The sequence below is a fragment of the Bartonella sp. A05 genome, from assembly GCF_026930145.1.
Lineage (GTDB): Bacteria > Pseudomonadota > Alphaproteobacteria > Rhizobiales > Rhizobiaceae > Bartonella.
Map to the genome: position 1 here is coordinate 449811 of NZ_JANHOJ010000001.1, position 15085 is coordinate 464895.

The following is a 15085-nucleotide window of genomic DNA, read 5'->3' on the forward strand; positions in this document are numbered from 1 at the left end:
ACAGAGCGCAAAGCTTGATTTGCAGAAAACAGGGGGGAGATTTGTTTTCAATTTTTTGTGCGTTGATTGCTTTACACTCTTTCAAACCGTCGCGTGTTAAGGGGTGTTTGATGCAAATATGATTTTCTTGTCGCTTTCCACATCAGTGGTTTTATTCCCGCTTTCCATAGAAAGTATTTTAAACGGTTGTTCATCGATAATTATCGGCAATGTTTGCTTAAATAGCAGCTTTCTTCATGATATTTTCAATTTGGTTGCAACAATTGCAGCAGAGATAGGATTTTTGATAAGTGCATGAATTTCTTTTATGAGCACAAAATATTGCGTATTGCTTTGAGAATAAAGAGAAAGATTGGTGATGATGCGCTTTACCAAGTTTAAATTTTGTAACTTCTGGATGTCTCAAATATGAGCACTATCCACAAAAAATCATTCCAAACCTTTTCGGGTTTTGTAAAAACTTTTTCTTAAAAGTCACTGAGGTTTCATCCACCCTGTGTTATGCAATATTCTTGATTTCAAAGGCAAAGGGTTGGCTAATATCTGTGCTGTAAGTAAAAAACTGTTGGGAAGACGGGAAAAATAAGAGAAAAGCGTATTACGATATCGATAAGTATAAAATAATTTTTCTTTGGCAAAAGGGGAGGAACAAGGTCAAAACAAAAGGCTTGTTCAAAGAAGAAAAGTTCAAAGAAAACAAGACATGGGAGATAATATGGGGGGCGTAGAGATAATAGGGCGAAGATATAAAGAAAATGGTGGTATAAGAGGTTAAATCAAACGTGATAGAAATGCAGATTGTTTCAGTTTTGGTGCCGCTTCCTATTCCTCATGCTTACAGTTATGAGGTTCCAGCTCATATGGATGTCAAGGTTGGGTCTTTCGTTCGTGTTCCTGTGGCGGGGCGTGAGATTTGCGGTTTTGTGGTTGCAATGGGAGATCGGACAAATGAAGGTGGGCAGGTGGCAGTACCTGTGGCACGTGAAAAATTACGCTTGATTACACATGTTTTCAATGGTCCATCATTGAAAGCTGAAATGATCGCATTTTTGCGGTTTGTTAGTCACTACACCATGGCGCCTTTTGGTCTTGTTGCGCGGTTGGTTTTGTGTGTTCCGGCAGCGTTAGAGCCAGAAGCACAGATTTTAGGTTTGCGTTATTGTGGAGGAAGTGTTGACCGTTTAACACCAGCGCGATCGCGGGTTTTAGAATTGGTATGCGATGGCGCGGTTTGGACTCGTTCCGGTCTTGCCCATGCTGCTGGGACTTCTGCTTCTGTTATTGATGGTTTAAAAGCACTCGGGATTTTTGAAGAGGTTATGGTGCCGGCTCAGGGGGCACTTATGGCGGTGCCTGATCCTAATTTTTGTTCACCCATTTTGGAAGAGGCGCAGAAATCGGCAGCATCTCTTCTGCGGGAAGGTGTTTTATCTTCTCAATTTCAAGTTTTTTTGCTTGATGGGGTTACAGGGTCAGGCAAAACGGAAGTGTATTTTGAGGCAGTTGCTCAAGCACTAATATGTGGTAAGCAGATTTTGATTTTGTTACCGGAAATCGCTTTGACACAGCAATTCTTAGATCGTTTTCATGCGCGTTTCGGCGCTTCAGCAGCTGAATGGCATTCTGATTTGGCGCCGCGTCGTCGGGAACGTGTGTGGCGGCAAGTTGCAGAAGGGAAGATCCGTGTTGTTGCTGGGGCGCGTTCGGCGCTTTTTCTTCCTTTTCAAGATCTTGGGTTGATTGTCGTTGATGAAGAACATGATGGTGCTTATAAACAGGAAGAACGCATTTTTTATCACGCGCGTGATATGGCTGTTGCAAGAGGTTCTTTTGAGCATTTCCCTGTTATTTTGTCTTCAGCTACCCCTTCGATTGAAAGTCAGGCTAATGTTTTCAAGGGACGTTATCAACGGGTGTCTTTACCATCACGTTTTAAGGCGGCGGCTCTGCCACAGTTGCAGATTATTGATATGCGTCAAGGAGGCGTTGAAAAGGGGCGTTTTATTTCGTTTGCTCTCGAGCATGCTCTCAAACAAACATTGGATAAGGGAGAACAAGCTCTCCTGTTTTTGAATCGACGCGGTTATGCCCCTTTAACTCTCTGTCGGGTTTGTGGACATCGTTTCCATTGTGAGGATTGTTCGAGTTGGTTGGTTGAGCATCGTTTGCAAGGCAAGCTCAAATGTCATCATTGTGGGTATCATGAACCTTTGCCAGATGTCTGCCCTCAATGTGGAACTTTCGATCATTTAGTGGCTTGTGGTCCGGGTGTGGAAAGAATTGCCGAGGAAACAAAAAGACTGTTTCCACAAGCACGATTGTTGATTTTGTCTACGGATTTAAAAGGCGGAATTGGTCAATTGCGGCGAGAATTAAAGGCAATTGCTAATAGGGATATTGATATTATTATTGGAACGCAGTTAGTGGCCAAAGGGCACCATTTTCCGGGTCTTTCTGTGGTCGGCGTGATTGATGCTGACCTTGGTCTTGCCAATGGCGATTTACGTGCAGGGGAGCGTACCTTTCAGCTTTTATCTCAGGTCACGGGGAGGGCAGGGCGTGAAGGGCTGGATAGTTTAGGATTGCTGCAAACTTATCAACCCGATCATCCCGTCATACAGGCATTGCTTTCGCGACAGCGTGAGGATTTTTATACGCGTGAACTGGCGATGCGTCAGCATTATCATTTACCACCCTATGGGCGTTTTGCCTCTTTGATTGTGTCTTCAAAAAATCGCCAAGATGCCGAAAATTACGCGCGTGCGTTACGCCAAGCGGCACCATCAGTACAAGATATAACGCTGATGGGGCCAGCGGAAGCACAGTTGGCACTTGTGCGTGGGCGTTATCGTTTTCGGCTTTTGCTGCACGGGTCGCGTTCTTTTGATATGCAGGGGTTTATTCGTGCTATGCTTGCGAATGCGCCAAAGATGCATAGTTCGGTACGGGTTCAAATTGATATCGATCCGCAAAGTTTTCTATAAAATTTCTATAAAAAATGAGAGATGCGTTCATTATGTTCATTATAAAGAACCCTTTTGAAGAAGGCGTTGTAAACAAGATGATTTGTTTTGGGCTTGATTGGTCGTTTTAGCTTCGAGTAAGGCGCTCAGTTTTTGTGGTACTATGGCCGGATTGTGTGCAGCACAGATTTCAAGTATTTTCATATTTGCAATGAAAGTATATTGACATAGGCAATCATAGATTGATGGAATAAGCGCACATATGCGATCGTTCAGCGGATGTGGTGATGGACATGTTTGATCTAAGATTACGTCGGATGTTGATTGTTCAGTGTTTGAACTTTTGCATGAAGGAAGATATGAAACAATAGGGTCGTATCTTAAATGATATGCAACTCAGAAAAATGTGTTTCTCATTCTTATTTTTCAAAAGATTATTTTTACGGGTATTTTGGTTATTTTCTTAAAAAAAAATTAAAAAGCATTGCTTTGGAGTGTTGCGAGTCGGTAATGACTATGTTAGAAGCCAGAAAGTTTTATTGTTCTGAATTTCAAGGAGAAGATTCTTAAAGTTTGGAGCATCTTATCTATGTTATTATCTGATAGTCATCAGAGATTTTCTTAAGGGAAAGAGGCAATATTCGTGTCAGATTCATGTTCTCTTATACCTCTGCCATTGGTAGATCAACGTTATGCGCAAGCACTTTTTGATTTGGTTCAAGAAGAAGGTTGTGTTGAAGATGTTGAAAAAGCATTGGCGTCTTTTTTGGTTATCTTGGATAAAGATAAAGATTTGAAGTACTTTGTGCAAAGCCCATTTTTTTCAGTAAAAGAGCAAGTTAAAGCGTTATGTTCTGTTTTTGAAAGCATTGGATTTGCTGATGTAGGTGCTGGTCAGATTGTTCGCAATTTTTTGCGTGTTGTTGCAGTAAACCGTCGACTTTTTGCTTTATCTGGTATTTTACGTGCTTTTCAGCGCCGTGTTGCTCTATCTCGAGGAGAAGTTTCAGCACAGGTTGTTTCTGCGTGTCCGTTGGATGCAAAGCAAAAGGAAGCGTTGTGCGCAGCTTTAGAAGATATTACTGGGGGGAAGGTTTTGCTACGCATCTCTGTTGATCCAGCGATTCTCGGGGGACTTATCGTTCGCTTTGGATCGTATCAAATTGATACATCCATTGTGGCAAAATTGTTTTCGCTTAAGCTTGCATTGAAAAAAGAGGTCAGCTGATGGATATTAGACCATCCGAAATTTCAAAAATCCTAAAAGAACAAATCAGAAACTTTGATCAAAAGTCTGAAGTTTCAGAAATTGGTTGGGTTTTGTCTGTGGGTGATGGTATCGCCCGCGTTTATGGTTTGGATAATATCCAAGCGGGTGAAATGGTTGCTTTTCCAAATGGTGTGCGCGGTATGGCGCTGAATTTGGAAATCGATAATGTTGGTGTTGTGATTTTTGGATCAGACCGTGATATCCGTGAAGGTGATGCTGTTAAACGACTGGGAGCCATTGTGGATGTTCCCGTAGGGCCAGAATTGCTAGGGCGTGTTGTCGATGCACTCGGTAACCCCATTGACGGGAAAGGGCCCATTAAAACGGCGAACCGTCGTCGTGTAGATGTGAAAGCGCCCGGTATCATTCCACGTCAGTCCGTTCATGAGCCAATGTCAACAGGGTTAAAGGCTATCGATGCATTAATCCCTATTGGGCGTGGTCAGCGTGAGTTGGTGATTGGTGACCGTCAAACAGGTAAAACAGCAATTTTGCTTGATACATTTTTGAATCAAAAGCCTTTTCATGAAAAGGATGCAGGGGGTGATCAGGACAAAGTTTATTGTATTTATGTGGCCATTGGTCAAAAACGTTCAACGGTTGCGCAATTTGTGAAAGTCTTGGAAGAACGTGGGGCGCTTGAATATTCGATTGTTGTGGCAGCAACAGCTTCTGATCCCGCTCCAATGCAGTTTATTGCTCCTCTTGCTGGTTGTGCTATGGGGGAATATTTCCGTGACAATGGTCAGCATGCTTTGATTGGTTATGATGATCTTTCAAAACAAGCTGTGGCTTATCGTCAGATGTCTCTTTTGCTTCGTCGTCCTCCTGGTCGTGAGGCTTATCCTGGAGATGTTTTCTATCTTCATTCTCGTCTTTTAGAACGGGCTGCAAAATTGAATGCAGAAAATGGTTCTGGATCTTTGACAGCTTTGCCAGTTATTGAAACTCAAGCGAATGATGTTTCTGCCTATATTCCAACCAATGTGATTTCGATTACCGATGGTCAGATCTTTCTAGAAACCAATTTATTTTATCAGGGAATCCGTCCGGCAGTGAATGTTGGTCTTTCAGTATCGCGTGTTGGTTCTGCTGCACAAATTAAAGCGATGAAACAGGTTGCAGGTTCAATCAAGGGTGAATTGGCTCAGTATCGTGAAATGGCAGCTTTTGCACAGTTTGGTTCAGATTTAGATGCATCAACACAGCGTCTTTTAAATCGTGGTGCGCGCTTGACAGAGCTTTTGAAGCAGCCGCAGTTTTCGCCACTTAAGACACAAGAACAAGTCGTTGTTATTTTTGCTGGTGTGAATGGTTATCTTGATGCATTAGAGGTTTCTGATGTTGGTCGGTTTGAGCGGGGGCTTTTGACAATTTTGCGCAGTGATCATCAAGACCTTTTGGATGCTATTGCTGATCAAAAGCAAATAACAGATGATATTAAGGGTAAGCTGGTCGCTATCCTTGATACTTACGCAAAGAAATTTTCGTAATTGATTGGTGGAATGCTTAGATGGCGTCGCTGAATGATCTTAGAGACCGTATCGCCTCGGTTAAGGCAACACAGAAGATTACAAAAGCCATGCAAATGGTTGCAGCGGCGAAGTTGCACCGTGCACAAGAGGCGGCTAAATCTGCGCGTCCTTATGCTCAACGTATGGCTGCTGTTTTAGCGAATGTGACCGCTGATATTGATATGGTCGATGCACCACCTTTAATGCGTGGCACAGGTCGGGATGATATTCATCTTTTGGTAGTTTGTACAGCTGAACGTGGTTTGTGTGGGGCTTTTAATACACAAATCGCGCGTCTTGCTCGTGAGCATATTGATGCACTTCTTTCTGCTGGTAAAATAGTGAAAATCTTGACTGTTGGCAAAAAAGGTGCAGATATTTTGCATCGAGATTTTAAAGCGCTTATGATTGATCATGTTGATTTGCGTTCTGTGAAGCGTGTTGGTTTCGCAGAAGCTGCGGCAATCAGCCAGCGTATTACGGATTTATTCAATGAGGGTGCATTTGATGTTTGTACGCTTTTTTATTCTGAATTTGTTTCAGTGATTAATCAGCGTCCGATAGCTTTAGGTTTAATTCCCGTTGCCTCTCAAAAAGATTCTCTTTATGAAGCAGAAGTTGCGGGAAAAGTGGAAAAGAGCGCAATTCTGCAATCAACAGTTTATGATTATGAGCCGGATGCCGCTTCCCTTTTGGATGAACTTGTGCCGCGCAATCTTTCTGTGCAAATCTTTCGTGCTTTGCTGGAAAATGTTGCTGGTGAAATGGGTGCGAAGATGAGTGCTATGGATAATGCATCGCGCAATGCAGGTGAAATGATTAATAAATTGACCGTGACTTATAATCGTCAGCGTCAAGCGCAGATCACTACGGAATTGGTCGAAATTATTGCGGGCGCTGAAGCGCTTTAAATTGAGAAGGTAAGGATTGATGGTAAAAGCAGTGGCGTCAAAAAAAGGGGCATTAAAAGCTGAGGAAAAAAAACCAGCTGCTCGTTCAGGCGTAAAGAAAGCCGCCTCAAAGTCACAGGTGGATAATTCTTCTGATTCTGTAAGCACATCTTCTAAAGATGTTTATGAAAAGGGCGCAGTTGGTAAAATTACGCAGGTTATCGGAGCTGTCGTTGATGTGCAGTTTGAGGGCGAATTGCCGAATATTCTCAACGCGTTAGAAACGGAGAATTTAGGCAATAGGCTGGTTTTAGAAGTGGCACAGCATTTAGGTGAAAATACAGTTCGTACCATTGCTATGGACACAACAGATGGTCTGACACGTGGCCAAGAGGTTGTTGATACAGGAGCGCAGATCAGCATTCCTGTTGGAGAAGCAACACTGGGTCGTATTATGAATGTGATTGGGGAGCCAGTTGATAATGTTGGGCCAATTCCTACGACAAAAACACGTTCAATTCACCAAGAAGCACCTGCATATGTTGAGCAATCAACGGAATCAGAAATTCTTGTCACCGGTATTAAAGTTGTTGATCTGTTAGCGCCTTATTCCAAAGGTGGTAAGGTTGGCTTATTTGGTGGTGCCGGTGTTGGTAAGACCGTTTTGATTATGGAGCTTATCAATAATATTGCAAAGGCGCATGGAGGATATTCTGTGTTTGCTGGTGTGGGAGAGCGAACACGTGAGGGCAACGATCTTTATTATGAAATGATCGAGAGTCGTGTCAATGTAAATCCAAGAGACAATAATGGTTCAACTGAAGGATCAAAATGTGCACTTGTTTATGGGCAAATGAATGAACCACCGGGAGCACGTGCACGTGTTGCTCTTTCGGGTTTGACAATTGCAGAAAGTTTCCGCGATGAAGGTCAGGATGTTCTTTTCTTCGTCGATAATATTTTCCGTTTTACACAAGCAGGTGCGGAAGTTTCAGCTCTTTTAGGGCGTATTCCTTCTGCTGTGGGATATCAGCCAACTTTGGCTACGGATATGGGTGCTTTGCAAGAGCGTATTACCAGTACAAAAACAGGTTCTATTACGTCTGTTCAGGCCATTTATGTTCCCGCCGATGACTTGACGGATCCAGCACCTGCTACATCCTTCGCGCACTTGGATGCAACAACGGTTCTGTCTCGTTCGATTGCTGAAAAGGGGATTTATCCAGCGGTTGATCCGCTTGATTCTTTCTCGCGCATGTTGGATCCATTGGTGGTTGGTGAAGAACATTATGCCGTGGCTTGTCAGGTTCAAACGATTTTGCAACGTTATAAAGCATTGCAGGATATTATTGCTATTCTTGGAATGGATGAACTTTCTGAAGAAGATAAGTTGCTGGTAGGGCGGGCGCGTAGAATTGAGCGTTTCCTTTCGCAGCCTTTCCATGTTGCTGAAGCTTTTACCGGTTCACCTGGAAAGCTGGTGTCTTTAGAAGATACTATCAAGGGATTTAAAGGGCTTTGTGCTGGTGATTATGATGATTTACCAGAAGCAGCTTTTTATATGGTTGGTTCAATCGATGAAGCAATTGAAAAAGGAAAGCGTTTAATTGCAGAAGCTTCTTCTTAAGGGAAGCTGTGTAACGAATGCTTGTCGTAGAATGACAAGAGGGATCTGTGGAAAATAATAGAGCAGAGCGTTTTTTATTTGAGCTTGTGTCGCCTGAAAAACTTGTTTTTTCAGAGGAGGTTACGTCAGTCGTTCTTCCTTCAGCCTCAGGCTATTTAACGATTATGGCTCATCATGCGCCTTTAATGGCGAGCATTGTGCCGGGCAGTATTCGGGTTTTTACTTCTTCGGGTGAAAAATTATTTGCTATTTTGGGAGGTGTGGTTGACATTACGTCTTCGGGTTGCTCTCTTTTAGCTGAAACTGTTGTTGCTATTGATCATCTTTCCTTTGAGGATTTAGAACGGCGGATTTCGCAAGTGCGGGAAATGTTAGAAACAGGCTCCAGTAATAAGACAGATCATACGGTAAAAGATTTTTTCTACCAGCTTACGACGATTGGTGGTGTGTCTACGGAAGCATAATGCAGTACGCAGAAAAAGACGATATAAACAGCAGAGTATGCGTTGCGAAAGCAGATTGGCCGTATTGGTCTGAAGATATTTAGGGGATGTCTCCTATTTTAGTGCTGTTTATGCAGGGTTTTTGTTAGAGTGTGTTGTTTATTATATTCTTGCCTTGTTTGTTGTATAGCAAGCCTATTGCTTAATGGTGTGCAGTATTTATTAGCTCAACATTATTCAATATATTTGTAATTTTTACATGACATTGACTGATGTTGTAGGGTTGAGTACTGTCTTGTTAGTTCCAAAATATGTTTTACGATCATATTAAGTAAATCTATTATTAGTTTGGATTATGTGCTTGTTCTAAGTAATCGATTTCTATTTTTATCTATATTATGCAATAATGATTTGTTACAGATTTTTTGGATTTGTTGAAAACTTGCTCCTGTCACTTGGTTTTTCGTTTGTTTGACATATAGCTGATTGCTGCCTTAGCACCAATGGTCTCTTCTGGTATTTTTATAGGGCAGATGTTTTTGTATCAGCGATATGATTTTGCTGATTTTAGTTTGAATCACACTTTTTGTATTATATGCATTGTTATACTGGGTTGTACTGGGCATGTTGTATATGAGGTGGCGCGCAAGTAAACAATATATTCTAACTATCTCATAATTTGTATTTGTTTTTTCTGATAATAATTCATTTTTTAAAATTATAAAAGAAACATCACGTTCTCATATGTGTATTGGACACTCTGTTGTTTTTCTGTTAATGGGTTTAGTGATTAAAATTAACATGTCATATGATGCAGTTTTCTACTGCGAGAGGTCTGGGTTTTCAATATTAAAAGCGGGCATTGTCATTGGTAGTTGTATCAAAATGGTGCAGACTATTTCAGTTTATATTGCTTTAGATCCAGGGTAGAAGATATTGAAGAGGCTTATTGGTATATTGGTGGTTATGTGTGTACACTTCATTGCACGTTGCTGGAGGTTAAAACATTGCTTATTTTGAGTTTAATTTTTATTCCATTTGCTTACAGCAAGTGGGCATTCACTATAGAGGATTTCATCTGGTTTATCATTACTTTTCTTTGGTTCTAAATGATTCTTGTGCACTATGAGATTTTTAAAAAATCATAGAAAAATGCCCACTAAAAAGTGGGCATTGATGGGTTTTAGTAATCTGTGTATTTAATGTTTACGTATCAGTAACAAACCAACGAGAGCTATTCCTGCGGCCAATGCAATGGTTGTTTTAGGGTTTTCTTTTACCTTTTTTTTCAATTCTTCAGTGTGTTCGTTAACGTGATCAAGAGCATGACGCCCTTTCTTTTGCCAGGCGTTAAGCATATTAGAAACGTTGTTCAAGTTTTTGTCATTAGAACGCCAATGGTTGATTGCTGAGAGTTCATTTTTTAATTGTGCAATGCGTTTTTTTATTTTAGCATCTTTGGAAAGGGTGGAAAATATGCACATAGGTTTAACTCCTTCATATTTAATCGTATCTCAGAATAGGCGGAATGGTGTTTGAGATCTGCCATAACGGCTTGGAAATGAAAAGGTTGCATAGACTTTTCTTCTTACGGAGAACAATTAGTCGTCAAGAGTATGTGCCAAATGGTATAATGTTCTGATTTATTCATTTTTTCGCATTGTGCTATGATTAAGTGCTGCCATAATGATGATAGGGCGTGCAGGTTTTGACGATTTGAGGAACGAATGAGCACAGCATATTATTTATCTAAGCCCTTAGAGAGACGCCGGTCTGTTGCTGTTGCAGTCGGTGATGTGATTGTTGGTGGTGATAGCCCAGTAGTGGTTCAGTCTATGACCAATACGGACACTGCTGATGTGGATGCAACGGTTGCACAAGTTGCTGCTCTTTGGCAGGCAGGATCGCAATTGGTACGGATAACCGTTGATCGTGATGAAGCGGCTGCGGCTGTGCCTAAGATACGAGAGCGATTGGAACGGTTGGGGATTTTTGTGCCTTTAGTGGGGGATTTTCATTATATTGGTCATAAACTTCTGGCGGAGCATCCTGCATGTGCTGAAGCGTTGTCGAAATATCGGATTAATCCTGGAAATGTTGGTTTTGGTGCAAAAAAGGATCAGCAATTTACGGAAATCATTCGGATTGCTTGCCATTACGATAAACCAATACGGATTGGAGTGAATTGGGGATCACTTGATAATGTGTTATTAACACGGCTCATGGATGAGAATGCCAAACAGGAAAAACCTTTATCTGTGGTTGAGGTGATGCGTGAGGCTGTGGTTCAGTCTGGGCTTCAATCGGCATTGTTAGCTGAGGAAGTAGGGTTGAGGCGTGATAAAATAATTCTTTCGGCTAAGGTGAGTGATGTACAGGATCTTATTGCTGTTTATAGCACATTGGCAGAGCGATGCAATTATGCGCTTCATTTGGGTTTAACCGAAGCGGGTATGGGGACAAAGGGTGTTGTCGCTTCTTCGGTAGCTTTGGGAATTTTGCTACAGCAGGGAATTGGCGATACAATTCGTATTTCTTTGACGCCTGAGCCGGGTGGTGATCGAACACGGGAAGTAAGAGTTGCTCAAGAACTTTTGCAAGTTATGGGGTTTCGACAGTTTTTACCCGTAGTTGCTGCTTGTCCTGGCTGTGGTCGTACGACATCAACAGTTTTTCAACAATTAGCGCAAAAGATCGAAGCAGATTTATGTAAGAATATGCCGGTTTGGCGTGATAAATATCCTGGCGTTGAAGGTTTAAAGGTTGCTGTCATGGGATGTATTGTCAATGGTCCGGGGGAATCAAAACATGCCGACATTGGAATTTCACTTCCTGGAACGGGTGAAAGTCCAGCAGCACCAGTCTTTATTGAGGGCAAAAAAGTGAAAACATTGCGTGGTCCTCATATTGCTGAAGAGTTTGAACTTATACTGAGTGACTATATTCACACACGCTTTGGGCAGGCTGAAACAAAGCTATAATTTTGCTCTGCTTGACGATCTCAACGATTTTTCAATAATTTGCGTAAAAGATCGAAGCAGATTTATGTAAGAATTGCCGATTTGGCGCGATAAATATCTTGGTGTTGAAGGTTTTAAAGGTGCTGTACAGGGCGGTATTATCGATGGGGCAGGAGAACAAAATATGTCGAAATTACGCTTTGCTCTCGTGTGCTCTGATCGTCGTATAGATCGTGGTACAGAAGGAAATAATGACTTTAATTTTTGCGCGTGATAATAAACCGTGCTGCTTGTTTGAGTGGTTGAGCTTTGGTGCCAAAAGGGTAAAGAAGTTCTTCTGCTTCGACAATGAGGTCGTCTCGTTTTTTTTGTGCTTTTTGAATGCCATAAAGATTGATAAGAGTAGCTTTATTCGCTGTTCGATCTTTACCAGCAGTTTTTCCAAGAATTTGGGTGCTGGCGGTTACATCAAGAATATCATCAGCTAATTGAAAAGCAAGACCAATGTGTGCTCCAAATGTGGCAAGTTGTTCGATTTGTGCTTGAGAAGCATTCCCAATTATGGCGCCTGCTTGGCAGGCAAAGCTTATAAGTGCTGCTGTTTTCATGCGCTGCAGAGTGATGATGGTGTTCTCATTTTGAGGCTTATTTTCGGCTTCAATGTCGAGCATTTGGCCACCGACCATACCGCCAAGTCCTGCTGCTTGTGATAGAGCTGTGATAAGGTTAATTCTTGTTTCGGGCGTGAGGGTATCTGCTTTATGTGCGATAATTTCAAAAGCGAATGTTAGAAGGGCATTTCCTGCCAAAATTGCTGTGGCTTCATCAAATGCTGTGTGAACAGTGGGTTGTCCGCGTCGTAGCGTATCGTTATCCATAGCAGGAAGATCATCATGAATCAGTGAATAACAATGGAGACATTCTAACGCTACTCCGACATCAAGGGACTGTTCAGGAGGAACATCAAAAAGTGCGGCACTTTGGATAACCAGAAAAGGGCGTAAGCGTTTTCCACCATTGAGCACACCGTGACGCATGGCTTTGATTAAGATTTCAGGTCGAGCAATTTCACCCTCTTGAACACTATGATTTAAAAGCATATCGAGTCGTTTTTCAACATCATGAGCATGTTGTGCAAGAAGGGTCGTGAATTCATGCATTGTTACTTCCTTTATGCTTTGCAAAATAGGGGAGTTCTTTTTATGATAGGAAAATAAAGAATGGAATGGTTATTTTGGTGATCGTGCATTCTATTAGGCAAAATCGGGACAATGGCTAGATGTGGAGAGCAAAGAGGAAAAAGAAGCGGAGGGGGTGGTACAATTGGAAAAGGTGGCGCTGTTACGTTGTGTGGCTTTTGGCGTTGTTATTTTTTCTACCAGTTGTTTTTTTATGGATTTATCGTCTTGATTTTGTGCATCCCATCTCGACTTTGATGGTGCGTGATGTCATGAGGATGGAGGGTTATAAGCGTGAATGGATTGCGCTATCGGATGTTGCATTCTCAGTGCCAGCAGGGGTTGTTATGTCTGAAGATGGGAAGTTTTGCCGTCATTCTGGGGTTGATTGGGATGTGTTTTTGGAGATCTTACAAGATGATGTAGAACGTTTGCGAGGTGGATCAACAGTCACAATGCAAATGGTCAAAAATTTATTTCTTTGGTCCAATCGATCTTATGTGCGTAAGATTTTTGAAATTCCTTATTCTATCATTGCTGATTCCGTTTTATCAAAAAAACGCATTATGGAAATTTACTTGAATATTGCAGAATGGGGTCCCAGAATTTACGGGATAGAAGCTGCATCTTTTTATTATTTTAATAAATCTGCACGGAATCTAACGATTCAACAGGCGGCAGCTCTTGTGGCGAGCTTGCCAAATCCTTATTTGCGAAACCCGCATCAACCTACAGATCATTTTTTAGCTCTAATCCAGCTTATTCAGAAACGAATTTCTATTTCAAGCGCGTATACACACTGTATTCGTTGAGTGTGTTAGGACACACTTTATAAAGTCAAACAAAAAATTGAATGAACGTCTAGTCAAAAGACTTTAATCAGTGTATAGAAAAATCAAATTTTGTTATGTGATCGACAGAAACTGTCATTATTGACACTGTCTATTTTGTTTTTGTGGATTTGGAGTATCCCTCTATGGCTGTACCTAAACGAAAAACCTCTCCGTCAAAACGGGGTATGCGCCGTTCGGCTGATGCCCTTAAAGCACCGACTTATATTGAAGATAAAAATTCCGGTGAATTGCGGCGTCCTCATCATATTGATTTGAAGATGGGTATGTATCGCGGACGTTCGGTTCTACCTGCTAAGGATTAAGGTTTTTATCCGGCATCCGTGGTAAAATTCATTTTCGAACGATAAGATTCATTTGACGGATGGTGTGGGAAGAAAGCTTTTTCTCATTATTCTCATGAGATATTTATCATTTCTGCGCATGGTTATCTAATCATGCGGAGATTTTTTGTGCACTTTATTATTCTTTACAACAAAGGCTTGTGTGGTTGCAGATCTCTGCAGATCTGCGTAAGGTATCTTTGCTCTTTTTAAAAGGCGTTTCTTCGTGCTATCTGTGTCAAGAATTAAAGGCATAAATAGTATGAATCGTTAATGTTGGCCTATTTTACAGTTTTCTTGGTTAGCCCTATTTTTAAAAATAATCATTCAGCTCTGGCAGACAATCGGTACACTTGCACGATAAATCAATAAAATTTAGACAATAGATTGCCACTTGGCATCGGTCAATGATAGGTCACAATACATTGATGGAGCTGTCTTTTTTCTTATACGATCGAGAATGGTTCTGAGAGGTTATAATTTTCTGTATGCTTATGAGAGCGCACAGGCAGAAACAGGATTATGCGCTTGTAAAAGTATATCTTTGAAAAAATGCAGGGATTTATTGCGACTCATGAAGAGTAGAATTCTCTTCAAAATGGGAATGGTCGAAATATAAAGCAGAATGCTCTCTTTCCTCATGGCAAGATATGCATGGTAAGATATGACATGCAATATTTTTTGAAAAGCGCCAAGTGAAATAAAAGAGAAATGGCACGTGTCGGATCAAGTTTATTTTTCTGAGCTTCATATTTTAGCGAAATAAAAACGGTTTCACTGTCCTATGAATAAAACAGAAAAATTATGCAATTCTGCGCTTCCCTGCTTTCCTTTTGAACAGGGGTCGAGTGATTTTATTCTCTTATTCGTGTTGATAAATAACCTTAATGTTATGAATTTTATGCAAAGGCAATAGATATTCTCATCATCTATGGCATTTTCTCTCTGCAATTTTTGAGATTTAAGAGTTTAGTGAGCTGAAATGATCTGTTGAAAGAAATTTATGATATTGTTAGTGCAGCTTTTTGTTATAAATGAGTTTGTTTAAAGAGAGAGCTTATTGAAA

At 41.2% G+C, this 15085-nt stretch carries 12 protein-coding genes; 10 read left to right on the top strand and 2 right to left on the bottom strand.

What is annotated here, in order from left to right:
* The first annotated feature begins 782 nt into the window (after nucleotides 1-782).
* From NPX98_RS01795 to NPX98_RS01820, 6 genes are all read left to right on the top strand, one after another.
* Nucleotides 783-2984 carry a primosomal protein N' gene (locus tag NPX98_RS01795; protein WP_329957893.1) on the top strand — a complete coding sequence of 734 codons (2202 nt, stop codon included), beginning with the start codon at nucleotides 783-785 and terminating at the stop codon, nucleotides 2982-2984.
* Between the two features lie 622 nt (nucleotides 2985-3606).
* Entirely contained in the window at nucleotides 3607-4191 is a 585-nt protein-coding gene (locus NPX98_RS01800) for a F0F1 ATP synthase subunit delta (RefSeq protein ID WP_269022271.1), read from the top strand.
* Nucleotides 4191-5726, top strand: a complete 1536-nt coding sequence (atpA, locus tag NPX98_RS01805; protein WP_269022272.1) for a F0F1 ATP synthase subunit alpha — start codon at nucleotides 4191-4193, stop codon at nucleotides 5724-5726. The genes NPX98_RS01800 and atpA overlap by 1 nt, the downstream gene beginning before the upstream one ends.
* Nucleotides 5727-5746: 20 nt before the next feature.
* Nucleotides 5747-6658 carry a F0F1 ATP synthase subunit gamma gene (locus NPX98_RS01810; RefSeq protein WP_269022273.1) on the top strand — a complete coding sequence of 304 codons (912 nt, stop codon included), beginning with the start codon at nucleotides 5747-5749 and terminating at the stop codon, nucleotides 6656-6658.
* A 19-nt stretch (nucleotides 6659-6677) separates the two neighbouring features.
* The gene (gene atpD, locus NPX98_RS01815; RefSeq protein WP_269022274.1) at nucleotides 6678-8264 is read left to right on the top strand and encodes a F0F1 ATP synthase subunit beta; all 1587 of its coding nucleotides are present in this window, start codon (nucleotides 6678-6680) and stop codon (nucleotides 8262-8264) included.
* Nucleotides 8265-8311: 47 nt separating this feature from the next.
* Nucleotides 8312-8728, top strand: a complete 417-nt coding sequence (locus NPX98_RS01820; protein ID WP_269022275.1) for a F0F1 ATP synthase subunit epsilon — start codon at nucleotides 8312-8314, stop codon at nucleotides 8726-8728.
* 1178 nt (nucleotides 8729-9906) lie between these two features.
* On the opposite strand, the gene NPX98_RS01825 is transcribed toward NPX98_RS01820, so the two are convergent.
* Nucleotides 9907-10191: a DUF883 C-terminal domain-containing protein gene (locus NPX98_RS01825; protein WP_269022276.1), complete on the bottom strand. Its 285-nt coding sequence runs from the start codon at nucleotides 10189-10191 to the stop codon at nucleotides 9907-9909.
* A 243-nt stretch (nucleotides 10192-10434) separates the two neighbouring features.
* Between NPX98_RS01825 and ispG the strand changes: the two genes are divergently transcribed.
* On the top strand, nucleotides 10435-11688 hold the full coding sequence (gene ispG / locus NPX98_RS01830) for a flavodoxin-dependent (E)-4-hydroxy-3-methylbut-2-enyl-diphosphate synthase (protein WP_269022277.1): 1254 nt from the start codon (nucleotides 10435-10437) through the stop codon (nucleotides 11686-11688).
* Between the two features lie 73 nt (nucleotides 11689-11761).
* Nucleotides 11762-11941: a hypothetical protein gene (locus NPX98_RS06615; RefSeq protein WP_442864443.1), complete on the top strand. Its 180-nt coding sequence runs from the start codon at nucleotides 11762-11764 to the stop codon at nucleotides 11939-11941.
* On the opposite strand, the gene NPX98_RS01840 is transcribed toward NPX98_RS06615, so the two are convergent.
* Complete coding sequence (locus NPX98_RS01840) at nucleotides 11925-12827, bottom strand: polyprenyl synthetase family protein (protein WP_269022278.1); 903 nt, start codon at nucleotides 12825-12827, stop codon at nucleotides 11925-11927. The genes NPX98_RS06615 and NPX98_RS01840 overlap by 17 nt on opposite strands.
* 188 nt (nucleotides 12828-13015) lie before the next feature.
* Between NPX98_RS01840 and NPX98_RS01845 the strand changes: the two genes are divergently transcribed.
* Together NPX98_RS01845 and rpmF are read left to right on the top strand one after the other, a co-directional pair.
* Nucleotides 13016-13657 (top strand): biosynthetic peptidoglycan transglycosylase, encoded by a 642-nt coding sequence (locus NPX98_RS01845; protein ID WP_269022280.1) that lies wholly within the window; start codon nucleotides 13016-13018, stop codon nucleotides 13655-13657.
* A gap of 164 nt (nucleotides 13658-13821) precedes the next feature.
* A complete protein-coding gene (rpmF, locus tag NPX98_RS01850; RefSeq protein WP_269022281.1) occupies nucleotides 13822-14001 on the top strand; it encodes a 50S ribosomal protein L32 in 180 nt (59 codons plus the stop codon).
* Nucleotides 14002-15085 lie beyond the last annotated feature (1084 nt).

Coding starts and splice junctions, on each gene's coding strand:
- atpA (WP_269022272.1), top strand. CDS start 4,191: ATGGATATTAGACCATCCGAAATTTCAAAAATCCTAAAAGAACAAATC.
- NPX98_RS01810 (WP_269022273.1), top strand. CDS start 5,747: ATGGCGTCGCTGAATGATCTTAGAGACCGTATCGCCTCGGTTAAGGCA.
- atpD (WP_269022274.1), top strand. CDS start 6,678: ATGGTAAAAGCAGTGGCGTCAAAAAAAGGGGCATTAAAAGCTGAGGAA.
- NPX98_RS01825 (WP_269022276.1), bottom strand. CDS start 10,191: ATGTGCATATTTTCCACCCTTTCCAAAGATGCTAAAATAAAAAAACGC.
- ispG (WP_269022277.1), top strand. CDS start 10,435: ATGAGCACAGCATATTATTTATCTAAGCCCTTAGAGAGACGCCGGTCT.
- NPX98_RS01840 (WP_269022278.1), bottom strand. CDS start 12,827: ATGCATGAATTCACGACCCTTCTTGCACAACATGCTCATGATGTTGAA.
- rpmF (WP_269022281.1), top strand. CDS start 13,822: ATGGCTGTACCTAAACGAAAAACCTCTCCGTCAAAACGGGGTATGCGC.